The organism is Streptomyces sp. NPDC093591 (assembly GCF_044764885.1).
Lineage (GTDB): Bacteria > Actinomycetota > Actinomycetes > Streptomycetales > Streptomycetaceae > Streptomyces.
In genome coordinates, this window is sequence record NZ_JBIWIY010000004.1 from 14,653 (window position 1) to 29,199 (window position 14,547).

Sequence of the window (14,547 nt, forward strand, 5' to 3'; positions counted from 1 at the left end):
AAGTCAGTCGAGTTCGGCGAAGGCTTCCACCGCCTGGGTCTTGCCGGTGACGATGATGACGTCGCCCTTGGTGATGACCGTCTCGGCGGTCGCGTAGGTGAAGCCCTCACCGGGGCGCTTGATACCGACGACGGTGATCCCGTACTTCGTACGGACCTGGCTCTCCCCGAGCGGCATACCGGTGGCGACTTCCGGGACGACGGTCTTGACCAGCGCGTAGTCGTCGTCGAACTCGATGAAGTCGAGCATGCGGCCGGTCACCAGGTGGGCCACGCGCTCGCCCATCTCGTGTTCGGGCAGCACCACATGGTGGACGCCGAGGCGCTCCAGGATCTGACCGTGCTGGCGGCTGATGGCCTTGGCCCAGATGTTGGGGACCTCCGCCTCCAGCAGGTTGGCGGAGATCAGGATGGACGCCTCGATGTCGGTGCCAATCCCGACGACCGCGCTGCTGAACTCGTGCACGCCGAGTTGCCGCAGCGCCTCGGGGTCGGTGCAGTCGGCCACGGCGGCGTGCGTCAGGTCGTCGCTCAGGCGCTGCACGAGGTGGGGGTCCGTATCCACGCCGAGGACGTCCCAGCCGCGGCGCATCAGCTCGTTGGCGAGGGAACTGCCGAAGCGGCCCAGGCCGATGACGGCGACCCGCTGGTCGCCGCCGTGCTGGTCGGAGGCGTACTGGGCGGTCAGCCGCTTGGTGCGGCGGCGGCGCAGGGCGTGCAGGTAGTTAACCAATGACGGGTCGCTCCTCGGGTAGCTGGTAGCGGCGGGTGCGCTCGCGCAGGGCGAGTGCGGAGACGAGGGTGACCGGGCCGAGTCGGCCGACGAACATGAGCAGGATGACGATCAGTTGGCCGGCGGTGGGCAGGTCAGCGGTGATGCCGGTGGACAGGCCCACCGTGCCGAAGGCGGACACGGCCTCGAAGAGCACCTCCTCGAAGGGTTTGTCCACGACGACCAGCAGGGCGAGGGTCGCGGTCATCACGAATCCCACGCCGGCCAGGGCGACGGTCAGTGCCTGGCGCAGCACGTGCGGGGCCAGCTTGCGGCCCATGACACCAGAGTGCGGCTCGCCACGGAATTCGGCCACCATGGCCGCGCCCAGCACGGCGAAGGTGGACACCTTGATACCGCCCGCGGTGCCGGCGCTGCCGCCACCGACGAACATCAACATGCACGTCATCAGCAGGGTGGCGTCGGTCAGCGCACCGATGTCGACGCTGTTGAAGCCGGCGGTACGGGACATGGCGGAGTGGAAGAACCCGGCGAGGATCTTCTTGTGCCAGTCGAAGGGGCCGAGTGTGTCGTCGTTGGCCCACTCCAGGGCGCAGGTCAGTACGGTGCCGAGGGCGAGCAGGACGGCGGTGGTGACCACCGTGAGCCGGAAGTGCAGCGACCAGCCGCGGCGTCCGGTGAGTCGCTGCCGCCTGTGGTGGCGCAGCAGTTCCAGCAGTACCGGGAAGCCGATGCCGCCCAGGATCACCGCCACCGCGATGGGCAGGGTCACCCAGGGGTCCTGGGCGTACTTGGTCAGGCTGTCGGCATGCAGTCCGAACCCGGCGTTGTTGAACGCCGAGACCGCGTGGAAGAAGCCGAGGTACGAGGCGTCCCAGATGGTCTCGCCATAGCCGAAGCGCAGCCGCAGCGCGAGTACGGCCCCTACTGCCAGCTCGACCACCAGCGTGCAGCCCGCGACGCCCAGGAGGACCTTGCGGACATCGCCGATACCCAGGCTCTTGGTCTCCGCCTGGGCGGTCAGCTGCATCCGCAGCCGCAGCTTGCCCGAGATCAGCAGCCCCAGCAGCGAGGCCATCGTCATGATCCCGAAGCCGCCGACCTGGAACAGGGCCAGGACCACGCCTTCGCCGAAACCGCTCCAGTAGGTGCCGGTGTCGACCACCACCAGCCCCGTCACGCAGACCGCCGAGGTGGAGGTGAACAGCGCCGTCACGAAGTCCGCGGACGAGCCGTCCTCACTGGCCGCAGGCAGCATCAACAGGCCGGTGCCCAGCAGGATCACCGCGCCGAAGGCCATCACCACGGTGCGCGCGGGGTGTGCCGTGAACAGCGACTGCCACCCCCGCCTCGCCCGGGTCGGCCGTGTCCTCAGCGCCGTACTTCCCGCCACCATCCGGCCCTCTCGCCTGTCGCCACCTCGCCAAGACATCGTCAAGGATCCGTCAGGTTCGCGCCAAGATCCCGGCGCCACACCTTAACCGAGGCCCGGAGGGGGCCGATGCGGGTGTAGCCGCGCGGGTTGTCGCCTTCATGGGCGCTGCCCAGACGCCCGGCGACGCCGGGCCCCTGTGATCCTCAACCAGTCTCTTCAAGGGGCCGTATGCGCATGCCAGACGTCTGTCAGGGATGGCCGTACCCTCTTACCCCTGGCCTGCGGCACGGTTTCCATGGATCCTGTGCACAGCGTCTGGCTCCCCCTCGACCGGCCGCCGAGTCCCGCTCGGTGCCCCGTCGTGTGCCAGGCAGTGCGGAAACCTCCGCGTCTGTTACCCGCTGACGCGCTGTCCGCATCCCCCGGGGCGCCGCGACATCCGTCCGGCTCCCCGTCTCCTTCGGATCCGCGCCATCAGGGCATGTCGCCGACCGAGGGGCCGCGTACGTGGTGGGGCTGTCTGGCCGTCGAGATCGTCAACGGGCGTACTACGACGGCGACTAACGCATCGCCCCAGCCCCGGCCCCCGGCCGCCACCGAGGACCGCACGGCGCCTGAACAAGCTCGCCGACCTCCTCATTGGCCGCATCGCCACCTGAAAGTCCCAGAACTCGCGAGGGCCGCTACTTGTCGGCGCGGTAGAGCTGGATGTCCTTGTTCACGAAGAGGTGGACGTACCCGCACCGCCAGCAGATCAGCCCGGTCGCGGGTTCGTCTGCCCATGCCATCTTCATGAATTCCAGGCCGACGCTGTTCAGCAGTACGCCTCGTTCGCGGAACAGGTCACTGCCGCAAACCTGGCAGGTGATCCATACGTCCCCGACTGCTGCCCGGACGGGCTTGCGCGCCATGGCACTTCCCCCCTCGCCCCGTGCGATCACCGGCCTCGGTCATAGGCCGGTGATCATGAAGGTTACCGGGCAAGGACGCTCAGAGACCCTGGCGGCACCTTCCGGTCAGCCGTTGAGATCGCGGTGGTTGAAGCGGTAAGTGCCCGCGGCCACCAGCACCGCGGAGGCTCCGGCGAGGATGCCTGCATCGGCCCACTGCATGCCGTGCTTCAGCGGCTCGCCGCCGATGTAGTAGTGGAAGGGCGAGAGGTACGCGGCCCAGTCGGCGCCCAGCTGGCCCGCGAAGGTGTGGGCGGCATAGGCGAGAATCCCGATGCCCGCGGTGGCGGCGAAGACCACGGCCCGGCGGCCCGTGGCGGCACCGAGCCCCATCGCGAGCGCACCGAACGCCACAGCGAGAAGGGCCAGGTTGAGGCACTGGGCGAGGAACTCGGCCGGGCTGATGGAGGTCAGGTCGGCGCCGTCCCGGATGGCGAGCATGGCGAGCCACACCGCGGCGGCGATGCCGAAGGCCCCTGCGGTCAGCGCACCGAAGCGTTGCAGGATCAGCCGGGTCCGGGTGACGGGGTGGGCAAGGAGGAGGTCGAGGGTGCCGGACTCCTCGTCGCCCGCTGTAGCGCGAGCCCCTGTGGCGGCGCCGTAGAAGAGGGCGAGCAGCGGCAGGATGAGGCCGAAGACGGAGGATTGCAGGTATCCAGCGGCCGAAGTGAGGTCGTCGAGGTGTAAGGCTTCGCGCATGGCCTCGGGAAAGTTCTGTACGGACTCGGCGCCGCCGGTGGCCATCTGGGGGTAGAAGCTCGCGTACATGGCGGCGGCCGGCGTGGTGCCGGCCGTCCAGCCGATCAGCGAGCGGCGGTTGTCGCGGAGGGCCTTGGTGAACACGGTGGCGCGCATGGTGGGTTGATCCCTTCGGGCTGTGGCTGGAACGTCGGTGTGGACAGTCAGACGGTGGCGGTCGAGTGGGGTGCGGCCACGGCGTCCGCGTAGTAGGCGTGGAAGAGGTCGCCGAGAGCGGGTTCAGTCGCGCGCAAAGCAGTGACGTGGTGTCGGGCCGCGGCCTTGACGAGGGCGTCGGGTTCGCCGGCGAGCCGGCCGCGCAGGGTGGTCCCCGCCGGGTCGAGGACGACGTCGTGTACGCCGGGCAGGCGGGCGAAGTCCTCGACTGTGACCGGCTCCGCGAAGGTGATCTCGATGTCCCGGACGGCTCCGGCGCGAAGGTTCGCGACAGCGTCCAAGGCGACCAGACACCCCTCACGCAGGATCCCGACCCGGCGGCGCAGCGCGACTCCGTCAGTGCGCGGGTCCAGACCTAGCACGGTGGCGCCGCCCGAGTTGGGGCGGATCAGGTCGAGCAGCAGCCGGATGGTGGTGGACTTCCCTGCGCCGTTCGGGCCGAGGTATCCGAACACCTCCCCCGCCCGCACCTCCAGGGACAGGCCGGCGAAGTCGAGCGCTCTGTCTACGCTGAGAAGGCCTCTTGCCCCTCCTCCTGAAGCCCAGGCAGGACTGCATGTAGCATCCACTGAACGCAGAAGGTCCAGGAGGATCGGTCATGGTGGAGTGGCGCCCGTGGCGCGCTGCCGTCCGGCCCGTGCCCGAGCCGGTGGCGACGCCGTTCGTCTGGGCAGGGGCCTTCGTCGGCTCGCTCCTCCTGGTGGCCGTACTGGGAGCCGTCGGGGGGCTGGCGAGTTCCGCCATCGCCCTTGTCGCGCTGTGTGCGTTCGCTGCGCTGCTCGGCCTGCCCGCACGCTTCCGCGCCGCTCCCGGCGTTGCCCTCGTGTGCTGGCTGTTCCTCAACGCCTACGCCGTCGCACCGCACGGCGAACTCGCCTGGCAGGGCCATCCCGACCTCGCCCGCGTCCTGCTCCTGTTGGCGGCCGCACTCCTCGGCACCCTCATCGCACGGATCATCAACGCGCTGGGGGCGCATCGACGCATCACACCGGGTCAGGGACAAGAACGAGAGGGACGGGGCCTGTGACGTCAGGCGCGGCACAGTGCGCGCAATTGCCGCCCGGCGGCTGGTCGACGCAACCCGTCCAGGTGAGCCATAAGAGCGAGACAGGAGCCGATCATGCGGGCACGTGACCTGGCGGTGGACTACGAGACGGTCGGCGTCGACAGCGACGCCCTGGACGCCGCGCGGCTGATGGCCGAGCATCGGCTGCCCGCCCTGCTGGTGGTGGACGACGAAGGCGCACCCAAGGCGATCCTGCCCGCCTCTCAGATGATCAAAGTTCTGGTGCCCGAGTACGTCATCGAGGATCCGACGCTGGCCGCGGTCGTCGACGAGCGCCACGCCGACCGGCTGTGCCAGGCCCTGGCGGGCCGCAAGGTCCGCGACTGCCTGTCGAAGAAGATCCCGGCTCCACCAGTCGCCGCGCCGGACGACACGGCGCTGGAGGTCGCGGCGCTCATGTCCCAGGTCCGCAGCCCCCTGGTGGCGGTCGTGGATCGGGACAAGGCCGGTGCGCATCTGCTGGGCGTGATCACAGCTGCGCACCTGCTGGAGCGGCTACTGGCCGCCGCGGCCTGAGCCGAGCGGGCCGTTCCCTTCGTACACGTCAAGGACGCGGAACAGCCCCAGCTGGTTGAGACTGCCGAGCGGCTGGGCCCGTACATGGGTGGCGATCACCCGGGTGCCCTGCGGGCGCGCCGCGCGCAGCACCGTGAAAAACACTGCGCCGCCGTCGTTGCTGAGGTACGTCACGTTTCCCAGGTCGATCTCGAGGACCCTGGGTTGCGAGCGCAGCGTCTGTTGCAGGCGCCGACCGATGCGCCCAGCGTTCTTGGCCGTGATCTCTCCCGAGAGACGGACGACCACACGGTCTGCGGCGGAGCTTTGCTCGCGCCCTCCGAAAGAGATGCAGCAGATGTTTTCCCGCCCGGCGTGGTCCGCCGTGTTCATGAGGTTCCCGGCTGGGAGAAGAGTCCGGCATCCGCGGCTCCAGAGCAGAGGTCTGTCGACTGCCGGCCAGCCTTCCCGGCGCACCTGCCTGTCAGCCTATGTCTTCCTCCTCCTGGCCGATCACCGCCCGAGGGCCGACCATCGGTCACCAGTCGGCCTCAAAGTTGCCAGAACCCGGCAGGGAACGCGCCTCTGCGATGCCCGTCAGCGATCTGTAAAAGACGCATCAAGACCGGGTAAGGTTCCCAGCGGTGTGCCGGGAAGCCTGGTCGGCGAGCAAGGACAGATCTCTCGTTTCCGATCGGGGCGTGTTCCATGGTGCTCGTGGTGGTGTTCGGCGTCGCGCTGTTGATAGCGGTGCTGTTGTCGGGGCTGGCGGCCCGGACCGTACTGTCCACCTCCTTCCTCTTCCTGGTCGGCGGCGCCCTCGTCAGCGACGGGTTCCTGGGGCTGATCCACATCACTCCGGACAGTGAGATCGTGTCCGTGACGGCAGACCTGGCGCTGTTCGCGGTGCTGTTCACCGACGGCATGCACGTCTCGCTGCCCAAGCTGCGGGCCAACTGGCGCAACCCCGCGCGTGCCCTTGGCCTGGGCATGCCGCTGGCCTTCGTTTTCATGGCGCTGGTCACGCACTTCCTGGTGGGCCTGGACTGGACGACGTCCTTCCTGGTGGGTGCCGTGCTCGCGCCGACGGACCCGGTGTTCGCCTCGGCGATCGTCGGGCGCAAGGAAGTCCCGGCCAAGCTGCGGCAGTTGCTGAACGTGGAGAGCGGCATCAACGACGGGCTCGCCCTGCCGGTGGTCCTCATCCTGATCGCCGCGGCCGGCCCTACGGCGGACAGCGCGGAGGCCTCGGGCTCCAAGATCGCCCTGGAGCTGGTGCTCGGCTTGGTCTTCGGAATCGCCCTGCCGCTCCTCGTCAACGGTCTCGTCCGCTTCCGCCTGTTGGGCGCGGAGCCGAAGCTGCAGCCGCTGCTGCCGCTGGCCACCGGCATCATCCTGTACGCGACTTGCCACCTCACGCACGCCAACCCCTACCTCGCCGCGTTCTCGGCGGGTGCGGCCCTCGTCCATGTCTCACCGGAGGCCAAGCAGTCCTTCGAGCCGCTCGGCGAGGCGCTGGCGGAACTGGCGAAGTTCGCGGCGCTTCTGGTGTTCGGCGCGCTGCTGACGCCGGCTCTGTTCGGCGACCTGTCATTCGGCGGCTACGTCGCGGTGGTCCTGGCCATCGTGCTGATCCGCCCGGCCTCGCTGCTGCTCTCGCTGATCGGCACGAGCCTCTCCCGCCGGGAGAAGCTGGTGGCGGCCTGGTTCGGCCCGAAGGGCTTCGCCTCAGTGGTCTACGGCCTGCTGGTGCTGCAGTCCGGGATCCCGCAGGCCGAGGAGGCGTTCACGCTGATCGCCGTCTGCATCGCCTTCTCGATCATCGCCCACAGCTCCACGGACGTCCCCATCGCCCGCGCCTTCGACGTCGAGGACCTCACCGGTATCCCGGACCGGCACGAGGCCGCGAACACCCGCCCCGAGGAGTCTCACGCCGATGCGCGCACGTGATCTGGCCCGACCGTACCCGGCCGTAACGGTCGACGACGACGCCCAGCAGGCGGCGCGTCTGGTCGCCCGTGACCGGCTGCCCGCGCTGCTGGTCGTCGACCAGCAGCAGTACCCGTTCGCCATCGTGCCCGCGGCCCAGGTGCTCAGGACCCTCGTCCCGCAGTACGTCCTGGAGGACCCGCTCCTCGCCGCGGTGATCGACGACCGGTTCGACGACGAGGCCCGCGAAGCGGTCACCGGGCAGTCGGTGGCCATGGGGGTCCCCCGGCTCGAACGAAGTTGAGAGCTGGGGGAGGCTGCCCCGCAACAGGCTCACCCCAGGCGTGGTCGGGCCGGACGTCTCCCCCATGCACATGGCCGCGCTCATGGCGCGCAAGGACTGCCCGGTGGTCGCCGTGATCGAACGCGACGGCGACACGACCAGACTGATCGGCGCGGTCACCGCGGACATCCTGCTGGAGCACTTCGTCGGAGGATCGTGAACGACTGGCACAGCTGGGCAGCGGTCGTCGTCTTCGTCGGCGCGTACGCCCTGATCATCAGCGAGAAGATCCACCGCGTCGCCGTCGCGCTCGGCGGCGCGGGTCTGATGCTGGCGATCGGAGCCACCGACGACAAGTCGGCCTTCTACTCCGAGCACAGCGGCGTCGACTGGAACGTCATCTTCCTGCTGCTGGGCATGATGGTGATCGTCGGCGTGCTGAAGCGGACCGGTATGTTCGAGTACCTGGCCATCTGGTCCGTGAAGCGGGCCAGGGCCAAGCCCTTCCGGGTGATGGCCATGCTCGTCGTCATCACCGCGGTGGCCTCTGCGCTGCTCGACAACGTCACCACCGTGCTGCTGATCGCGCCGGTCACCTTCCTGGTCTGCGAACGCCTCGCCCTGCCGGCCGCCCCGTTCCTCATCGCCGAGGTCCTCGCCTCCAACATCGGCGGCACCGCCACCCTGGTCGGCGACCCGCCCAACATCATCATCGCCAGCCGGGCCGGCCTGACCTTCAACGACTTCCTGGTCCACCTCGCCCCGCTGGTCGCGGTGCTGGTGATCGTGCTCATCGCACTGTGCCGGGTGATGTTCCGCCAGACGTTCGTGTACGACAAGGGCCGAGCTGCCGAGATCATGGCACTGGAGGAACGCGAGGCGATCCACGACCCGCGCCTGCTGATCCAGGGCCTGAGCGTGCTGGCGCTGGTGGTCGCCGGTTTCGTTCTGCATCCGGTGCTGCACTACGAGCCCAGCGTCGTCGCCCTGCTCGGCGCCGGGCTCCTCGTCGCGATCTCCACTGTCGAGACCGGCGATGTCCTGAAGGAGGTCGAGTGGCCCACCCTCGCCTTCTTCGCCGGCCTGTTCGTCATGATCGGCGGCCTGATCGAGACCGGCGTGATCAGCGAGATCTCGAAGACTCTGGCCGACGCGATCGGCGACAACGAGCTCGGCGGTTCCATGACCCTGCTGAGCGCCTCCGCGGTCCTCTCCGGCATCGTCGACAACATCCCCTACGTCGCCACGATGGCCCCCATCACCAGCGACCTGGTCCAGAACATGAACGGCGGCAGCGGTCACACCCTCTGGTGGGCCCTGGCCCTCGGCGCCGACCTCGGCGGCAACGCCACCGCCATCGGCGCCAGCGCCAATGTCGTCGTCCTGGGCATCGCCGAACGCAACCGCCAGCCCATCTCGTTCTGGCAGTTCACCAAGTACGGCCTCGTGGTGACCGCAGTGACCGTGGCCCTGGCCCTGATCTACGTATGGCTGCGGTACTTCGCCCTCGCCTGACCTGGCCGGGAACGCGGAAGGAGGTGTTCGTACGGAACCGTCTATGGCGGCACCAGTGATCCTGATCGCCATACTGGTGATCAGGACAGCGCTGGTGGAAATCCGTCACCCGGGAAGCGCACGCCGGCATTGGGCGTTCGCTGCCAATCCCCGAGCCGTCGGCTCGGGCGTGGTGACAGCGGGTGTCATCTGTGCCGCAGGCTGGCACGCCGCCGGGTACGCCGCTGTGGGATGGGCCGTACTCGCAGGCGCAGTCGTTGCTTACATGGTGGACATGGCGACCAGCAGAGAATGAGCCGCTCAGTGCTGTTGCCACCAACTCCTGTGCTGTGGCGCCCTCTTCAGGCCAGATGCCTCCAAGATCCCCTGGCACACTGCGTTGTCGATGCGATGTCCCAGCCGCTCAAGGACATCCGAACCGCAGACCAACGTTCCCCTCACGACGGAGCAACGGGCTCCCTGATCGAGCTCGTGCCACAGCAGTGGGTTGGCGGCCAGAACCCTTGGGTCCAGTGCGAGGCGTCCGCCCTCTGTGTCACGCAGCACCAGACGCTGCGACACACCCTCGGACATGTGGACCGTCGTCAAGCAGTCCACGCGCACACGGTAGTGGGCGAAGAGACCCCGTGCTTCCAGTCCGTGGCGCGCCGCGCTGATCCGGGGCGGCGTCAGAACGAGGAAGAGCCAACTGCTCGCCACCGACCACCACACGAAGTGCCCGACGGTGGGTTCCATCAGACTCAGGCCGAGCAACGACAGGGCAATGAACAGCAGTACCCCGCTGACAACCGCACTACGCAGTTCGCGAGGCCATGTTCGATCACGCACGGCGTCAACAGCCGTCGAATGAGGGAGAGTTACCGAGGCACGGTGTCTGTGGCGCCGTCTCATGTACTCCAGAGTAGAAACGACACCCTCCCGTGTCTGCCTCCGTGACACGATGGCCCTGGCATGGCCAAATCGCTGCTGGCACCGAGGATGCACGGTCCTGTCCACGCCGAAAGCGAGAACGGCCGACTGTCGGATCACACGTCGCTCTCCGGCCAGCCGAGGAGCCTGGCGCCGATCACCGCGGTCTGCAGGGTGTAGCGGTGCACGGGGTCGGCCGGGTCGGCGCCGGTGAGCTTGTGGATGCGTTCGAGGCGGTACGTCATGGCGCGCACGCTCAGGTTCAGGCGGCGGGCGGCCTCGGCACTCACACAGCCGGAGTCGAAGTAGATGGTCAATGTGTCCACGAGCGGCCGGGCTCCGCCGCGGGCGGCCTGGAGCGGTCCGAGGGTGTTGCGTACGAGGTCGGCCATGGCCTGCCGGTCACGGGTCAGGACGGGATAGACGAGAAGGTCGGCGGAACGCAGCACGGGTTCATCCAGGTCCAGACGGTCTGCCAGGTCCAGGGCGTTGAGGGCTTCCTCGTAGGAGTGGACGACGCCGCCGGCGCCGGGATGAGGACGGCCGATGGCGACCCGGCCGCCATCGGTGGCCGCGTGGGCCTGTTTGGCGAAGAACGTGAGGACGTCGTCCTGGTCACCGGGCGCAATGCAGATCAGCCGCCCGTCCTTGGTGGTGAGCAGGATGCGCCGCTCGCCGAAGCGGGCAACCAAGGCGCTCTCCACGTGCCGGGTCGCCGGGTGGGTGTCGTCGACCGGGACGTCGCTCTGCGCCACGGCGACCGCGTGGGCCCGGGACAGCAGCAGGCCGAAGCGCTCGGCACGCTCGGCGAGGCGGCCGAGGTCGCTGCGGCCGTAGAGGAGGTCGTCGATGAACTCCCGGCGGGCGGCCTCCTCCTGGCGTACGGCGAGCTTCTGCGCCCGCTCATGGCCTTCCGCGAAGGCATCGATCGCCTGCTCGACCGCTGCGAGGGCCCGATCGGTTCCCGGCTCGGGGAGGGATGGCCATACCTCACGGGCCGCGGCCAGATGGCGGCGCACGAGGGCACGCAGTCCGTGGCCGCCCTCTGCGGCGCGTTCCCCCTCAGCGCGCAGGGACTCCAACTCGTCCCGGGCGAGCCGACGGCCCGTCGTACACACGTCGGTCAGCATCCGGGCGTACCCCTCCCAGTACTCATCGGACATCTCCGGCCCTGTCACGCGCCCTCCCCTGATCCTGATGCGCTGATGACGTCTTCTTCACGCGCGGTTGACAAGACTGGCAGACCCCGGACAGATGAGCGCACCGGGTACCGGACAGGGCATCACTGTTGCCAACGGTCCCGAGCTACTTGCTCAACACCCGCACCTCACACCACGTGACGTTCGCGGGCCGCTCGGAGAGTCTGGATGCGCAGGGCCATCACCGCCGCCTACCCGCACTCCGTCGGGCTTCTGGTGCACCGCAGAGCTTCCTCGGTCTCCACGAGGCTGGTGTTGGCGTCGTTCGCCGTCTTCTGTTGCAGGGCGTTCGTCTTCTTGGAGTCGATGTCTTCACCCCGTGCGGTGCCCCAGATGTCGATGATCCGGGTGCTGTCGTTCTGGAGGAACAGAGTTCGGTCCGCATCGACCTGCTCGACGACCTCCTGTTGCCACCGGCCCACGATGTGCTGTGCGGGGTTCACCTTGTAGGGCGGCGGGCTGTCGGCGGTGTCCTTGAGACGCCGCAGTACGTCCGAGCGCCATTGTTCGGCATGTGACTCTGGGATGTCGTCGGCGATGCCGTCGTAGTAGCCGAGGCCGGCGGCGCAGCTACGCGCCGGCCAGGTGTCATCGGCTCCAGTGGCGTGCGCGGGGACGTCTGCGAGGCGTGTGGTGCACTGACGGACATGTGCGGCTCGCAGGTCGGCGTACGCGGCGGGGTCCTCGGACACTGCGCGCAATACGTTGACGAGGTCGTCGAGGCGGGCCGACATGCGGACGGTCGCGCCGTCCTGCCACGGCGCGCTGTCTTCTCGGTCCGTGTACTCGCCGTTGACGCCGTTGAGTATCTCCTGGGTGTCCTGGGCGTAGTCCACCAGAGCCGCCGCGAGTGGGGCGCGCAGGTCGGAGGCGATGGCGGCTTCCCGGCGTCGCTCGATGTCCCCGCTGACCGCGGCAAGGGTGGCCTGCATGGCACGTGCTTCAGCGAGCGTGTGCCGTCCCGGAGTCGAGCCGGTCGCGGCATCACGTATCGCAGTGCCCAGGGTGCGGCAATCCAGCCCCTCTCGGTACGCGGAGCCGAGGGAGCGTTGGACGGCGGTATCGGACAGCAGGCCGTCACAGTCCGACGTGTCCTCGCGCGCGATGAGGGTATAGCCGACCGCTCCGCCGCCGATCAGGACGAGAGCGCCTGCTGTCGCTGCGAAGAGACGTGTCCGGCGTGAGCGGGCTGTTTGGGGTGGCATGTTGTCGTTCATCGGCCGATCGCGTCGTTGGCCAGCTTCTCGCCGGTGGTGTGGTCGTTGCGCATGTCGAACTGAAGGTCGTTGACGGACTTACTCGTTCCACAGGTCCGGGTGCTTCTTCTCGGCCGCGATGATGTCGTCGGTCAGGCCGTGGGTGAGCCGCGGCGGGTAGTCGGCGGTGTCACCGTGCTTCAGCAGGGTGGTCAGCGTCTGGTAGCCGTAGGGCTGGGAGCCGTCGTCGCCGGTTCGCTCGGTGCCGAGTGCGCGCATGTCCTTGCGCCACTGGTCGGAGAATTCCTTGTCCTGGTTGGCGGTGGCGATGTTGTTGGCGAGGGCGTGCTGGATGTTGTTGTACCTGTCCTTGTTCTGGCCGTCGCCGCCCCGTTCGTGCTCCAGGTCCTGAGCCAGGCGCAGGGTGCCCTCGGGACCGAGGTCCTTGAGGAGCATCCGGCTGAACTCGGGGTCCTTCTGGTTGTGGCTCATCAGCCGGTCGAGCTCGTTGAGTTCGGCCGGGGAGAGCTTCTCGCCCTGCTCGTACTTCTGCAGCAGCCTGGACGCGCGCTGCGACTCGTCCTGGTCGACGGACTTGACGGTCTTGTCGTTGAAGCCCTCGTCGCCGCCCTTGCCGGTGTTGCGCCGCAGGGCGTGCGACGCGGAGATGTCGGCGTTGTCGGCGGCCGTGAGGATGACCGCGATCCTCGCCTCCCAGAACTCGATCTTGACCCGGTTGACGGAGGGCGCGTCCGGGATCAACCCACCGCCCGGGATGAGCGGTTCGTCGCCGTCCGGGTCGGGGTTGGTCAGCGACACCTTGCCGGTGGCGCTGATGGTGATGTTGTCCTTCTTGGCGTCCTGTGTGAGCTGGTGCAGGCGGTTCTTGTACTTCTTCAGCTCGTCGTAGGCGTCCTGGAGGACGGCGCGGATGCCCTTGGCCTCGGTCACCGCATCGGTGAACTCCTTGTTCGCCATGACGACCTGGGTCCGTGCGTACAGGGCCGCCGTGCCGTCCAGGCTGGTCCAGCCGGCCTGGTCGAAGTTCTTGACGACCTGCTGGTCGTAGGCCTCGTCCATGGAGTCGTAACGGCGGATGTACTCGCTCCAGGAGTCGACGGCGCTCTGGATGCCGTCAGTGTCGAGGTGGTAGAGCTGTTCGTAGGCGATCACTGGGCGGGTCCTGTCAGCCGAAGTCGGAAAGGGAGCTGCGGACGGCGTACATCTCCTGCTCGTTCGCCGACTCCGTGCGCGTGTAGTTCCCCGCGGTCGTGGTGCACCGCGTGCCGATCTCCTGGCAGAGCTTCTTCAGCTTCGTGGCCTGCTTGTCCCAGCTCTCCATCGTTTTGCTGAGCTCCACGCCCAGTTGTCCGCCCCACAGATCGCCGCTCAGGGCGCCGACCGCACCCCACATGCGCTCATCGCTGCCGACGCGTCCGTGGCTGTGTACGACGCTCGCCACTTCCGTGGACGCCTGACCTGCTCGGTTGAGCGCGGCGGACCTGCACGCCGGACATGCCGTTCGTCTGCACGCCGCCGGAGCCGCCCCCCGGCCGACATGAGCTGGATGCCACCGCTGTCCTGGCCGCCTCCCGTGGTCGCGCGCGGCGCGGGGTCCAGGTCGCGCACGTCGGTGGGATTGCTGGGAGCGGCGATGCGATGGCCGCTTACCGCGTCACCCTCCGCCGCCGAAGTGGTCTGTGTGCCGTCGTAGTTGAAGCCGGGATCGCTGCCGGCATCTGGCGCGGGATCGAAGTCGCGCACATCGGCCTGCGCGGGCGGGGCCGGCATCTGGTACACCGTGCGCAGGTCCACGCCGTTGGCGGACGCGGTCGGCGCGGATATGCGTGGATCCGGCCCGGTGGTCGGCGCGGACACCGGACGTATGTCGTCGAAATCGGAACTCACTGGCTACCCCCGTGGCCGATGGGATGCCCGCTACGGGCATCGCGTCAAATGTGATCTTCCAACGGAGCCTATCCA

At 68.4% G+C, this 14,547-nt stretch carries 17 protein-coding genes; 6 read left to right on the forward strand and 11 right to left on the reverse strand.

From position 1 onward, the window contains the following. Positions 1-3: 3 nt before the first annotated feature. From ACIREI_RS09505 to ACIREI_RS09525, 5 genes are all read right to left on the reverse strand, one after another. Positions 4-732, reverse strand: a complete 729-nt coding sequence (locus ACIREI_RS09505; RefSeq protein ID WP_403329518.1) for a potassium channel family protein — start codon at positions 730-732, stop codon at positions 4-6. Beyond that, the gene (locus ACIREI_RS09510) at positions 725-2,128 is read right to left on the reverse strand and encodes a TrkH family potassium uptake protein (RefSeq protein ID WP_403329521.1); all 1,404 of its coding nucleotides are present in this window, start codon (positions 2,126-2,128) and stop codon (positions 725-727) included. Before ACIREI_RS09510 ends, ACIREI_RS09505 begins: the two co-directional genes overlap by 8 nt. A gap of 662 nt (positions 2,129-2,790) precedes the next feature. Next, positions 2,791-3,018 (reverse strand): hypothetical protein, encoded by a 228-nt coding sequence (locus tag ACIREI_RS09515; protein ID WP_403329524.1) that lies wholly within the window; start codon positions 3,016-3,018, stop codon positions 2,791-2,793. A 105-nt stretch (positions 3,019-3,123) separates the two neighbouring features. Then, on the reverse strand, positions 3,124-3,912 hold the full coding sequence (locus tag ACIREI_RS09520; RefSeq protein ID WP_403329526.1) for an ABC transporter permease subunit: 789 nt from the start codon (positions 3,910-3,912) through the stop codon (positions 3,124-3,126). A gap of 47 nt (positions 3,913-3,959) precedes the next feature. Continuing rightward, the gene (locus tag ACIREI_RS09525) at positions 3,960-4,541 is read right to left on the reverse strand and encodes an ATP-binding cassette domain-containing protein (protein WP_403329529.1); all 582 of its coding nucleotides are present in this window, start codon (positions 4,539-4,541) and stop codon (positions 3,960-3,962) included. Positions 4,542-4,570: 29 nt separating this feature from the next. Here ACIREI_RS09525 and ACIREI_RS09530 point away from each other — a divergent pair, with 29 nt between their 5' ends. Both ACIREI_RS09530 and ACIREI_RS09535 read left to right on the forward strand, forming a co-directional pair. Next, on the forward strand, positions 4,571-4,999 hold the full coding sequence (locus ACIREI_RS09530) for a hypothetical protein (protein ID WP_403329532.1): 429 nt from the start codon (positions 4,571-4,573) through the stop codon (positions 4,997-4,999). Between the two features lie 93 nt (positions 5,000-5,092). Next, entirely contained in the window at positions 5,093-5,554 is a 462-nt protein-coding gene (locus ACIREI_RS09535; RefSeq protein WP_403329535.1) for a CBS domain-containing protein, read from the forward strand. Here the strand turns inward: ACIREI_RS09535 and ACIREI_RS09540 are convergent. Beyond that, the gene (locus ACIREI_RS09540) at positions 5,534-5,926 is read right to left on the reverse strand and encodes an STAS domain-containing protein (RefSeq protein WP_403329538.1); all 393 of its coding nucleotides are present in this window, start codon (positions 5,924-5,926) and stop codon (positions 5,534-5,536) included. The genes ACIREI_RS09535 and ACIREI_RS09540 overlap by 21 nt on opposite strands. Positions 5,927-6,241: 315 nt before the next feature. Here ACIREI_RS09540 and ACIREI_RS09545 point away from each other — a divergent pair, with 315 nt between their 5' ends. From ACIREI_RS09545 to ACIREI_RS09560, 4 genes are read left to right on the forward strand one after another with little or no spacing between them, the layout of a single operon-like run. Beyond that, positions 6,242-7,483, forward strand: a complete 1,242-nt coding sequence (locus ACIREI_RS09545) for a cation:proton antiporter (protein WP_403329541.1) — start codon at positions 6,242-6,244, stop codon at positions 7,481-7,483. Next, positions 7,470-7,766: a hypothetical protein gene (locus ACIREI_RS09550; RefSeq protein WP_403329543.1), complete on the forward strand. Its 297-nt coding sequence runs from the start codon at positions 7,470-7,472 to the stop codon at positions 7,764-7,766. The genes ACIREI_RS09545 and ACIREI_RS09550 overlap by 14 nt, the downstream gene beginning before the upstream one ends. A 40-nt stretch (positions 7,767-7,806) precedes the next feature. Then, a complete protein-coding gene (locus tag ACIREI_RS09555) occupies positions 7,807-7,965 on the forward strand; it encodes a hypothetical protein (RefSeq protein WP_403329546.1) in 159 nt (52 codons plus the stop codon). Further along, positions 7,962-9,260, forward strand: a complete 1,299-nt coding sequence (locus ACIREI_RS09560; protein ID WP_403329548.1) for an SLC13 family permease — start codon at positions 7,962-7,964, stop codon at positions 9,258-9,260. Before ACIREI_RS09555 ends, ACIREI_RS09560 begins: the two co-directional genes overlap by 4 nt. A gap of 1,025 nt (positions 9,261-10,285) precedes the next feature. Here the strand turns inward: ACIREI_RS09560 and ACIREI_RS09565 are convergent. The 5 genes from ACIREI_RS09565 to ACIREI_RS09585 all read right to left on the reverse strand — a co-directional run bounded on the left by ACIREI_RS09565 (position 10,286) and on the right by ACIREI_RS09585 (position 14,472). Then, on the reverse strand, positions 10,286-11,332 hold the full coding sequence (locus ACIREI_RS09565) for a PucR family transcriptional regulator (protein ID WP_403330863.1): 1,047 nt from the start codon (positions 11,330-11,332) through the stop codon (positions 10,286-10,288). Between the two features lie 227 nt (positions 11,333-11,559). After that, positions 11,560-12,300, reverse strand: a complete 741-nt coding sequence (locus ACIREI_RS09570; RefSeq protein ID WP_403329551.1) for a hypothetical protein — start codon at positions 12,298-12,300, stop codon at positions 11,560-11,562. A gap of 363 nt (positions 12,301-12,663) precedes the next feature. Then, the gene (locus ACIREI_RS09575; protein WP_403329553.1) at positions 12,664-13,737 is read right to left on the reverse strand and encodes a hypothetical protein; all 1,074 of its coding nucleotides are present in this window, start codon (positions 13,735-13,737) and stop codon (positions 12,664-12,666) included. Between the two features lie 13 nt (positions 13,738-13,750). After that, positions 13,751-13,924: a hypothetical protein gene (locus tag ACIREI_RS09580; protein WP_403329556.1), complete on the reverse strand. Its 174-nt coding sequence runs from the start codon at positions 13,922-13,924 to the stop codon at positions 13,751-13,753. Positions 13,925-13,953: 29 nt separating this feature from the next. Continuing rightward, the gene (locus ACIREI_RS09585; protein WP_403329559.1) at positions 13,954-14,472 is read right to left on the reverse strand and encodes a hypothetical protein; all 519 of its coding nucleotides are present in this window, start codon (positions 14,470-14,472) and stop codon (positions 13,954-13,956) included. Positions 14,473-14,547 lie beyond the last annotated feature (75 nt).

Bases quoted from the DNA above. Each gene is read 5' to 3' on its own strand.
- ACIREI_RS09510 (WP_403329521.1), bottom strand. From the start codon at position 2,128: ATGGTGGCGGGAAGTACGGCGCTGAGGACACGGCCGACCCGGGCGAGG.
- ACIREI_RS09515 (WP_403329524.1), bottom strand. From the start codon at position 3,018: ATGGCGCGCAAGCCCGTCCGGGCAGCAGTCGGGGACGTATGGATCACC.
- ACIREI_RS09520 (WP_403329526.1), bottom strand. From the start codon at position 3,912: ATGCGCGCCACCGTGTTCACCAAGGCCCTCCGCGACAACCGCCGCTCG.
- ACIREI_RS09530 (WP_403329532.1), top strand. From the start codon at position 4,571: ATGGTGGAGTGGCGCCCGTGGCGCGCTGCCGTCCGGCCCGTGCCCGAG.
- ACIREI_RS09535 (WP_403329535.1), top strand. From the start codon at position 5,093: ATGCGGGCACGTGACCTGGCGGTGGACTACGAGACGGTCGGCGTCGAC.
- ACIREI_RS09540 (WP_403329538.1), bottom strand. From the start codon at position 5,926: ATGAACACGGCGGACCACGCCGGGCGGGAAAACATCTGCTGCATCTCT.
- ACIREI_RS09545 (WP_403329541.1), top strand. From the start codon at position 6,242: ATGGTGCTCGTGGTGGTGTTCGGCGTCGCGCTGTTGATAGCGGTGCTG.
- ACIREI_RS09550 (WP_403329543.1), top strand. From the start codon at position 7,470: ATGCGCGCACGTGATCTGGCCCGACCGTACCCGGCCGTAACGGTCGAC.
- ACIREI_RS09565 (WP_403330863.1), bottom strand. From the start codon at position 11,332: ATGTCCGATGAGTACTGGGAGGGGTACGCCCGGATGCTGACCGACGTG.
- ACIREI_RS09570 (WP_403329551.1), bottom strand. From the start codon at position 12,300: ATGCAGGCCACCCTTGCCGCGGTCAGCGGGGACATCGAGCGACGCCGG.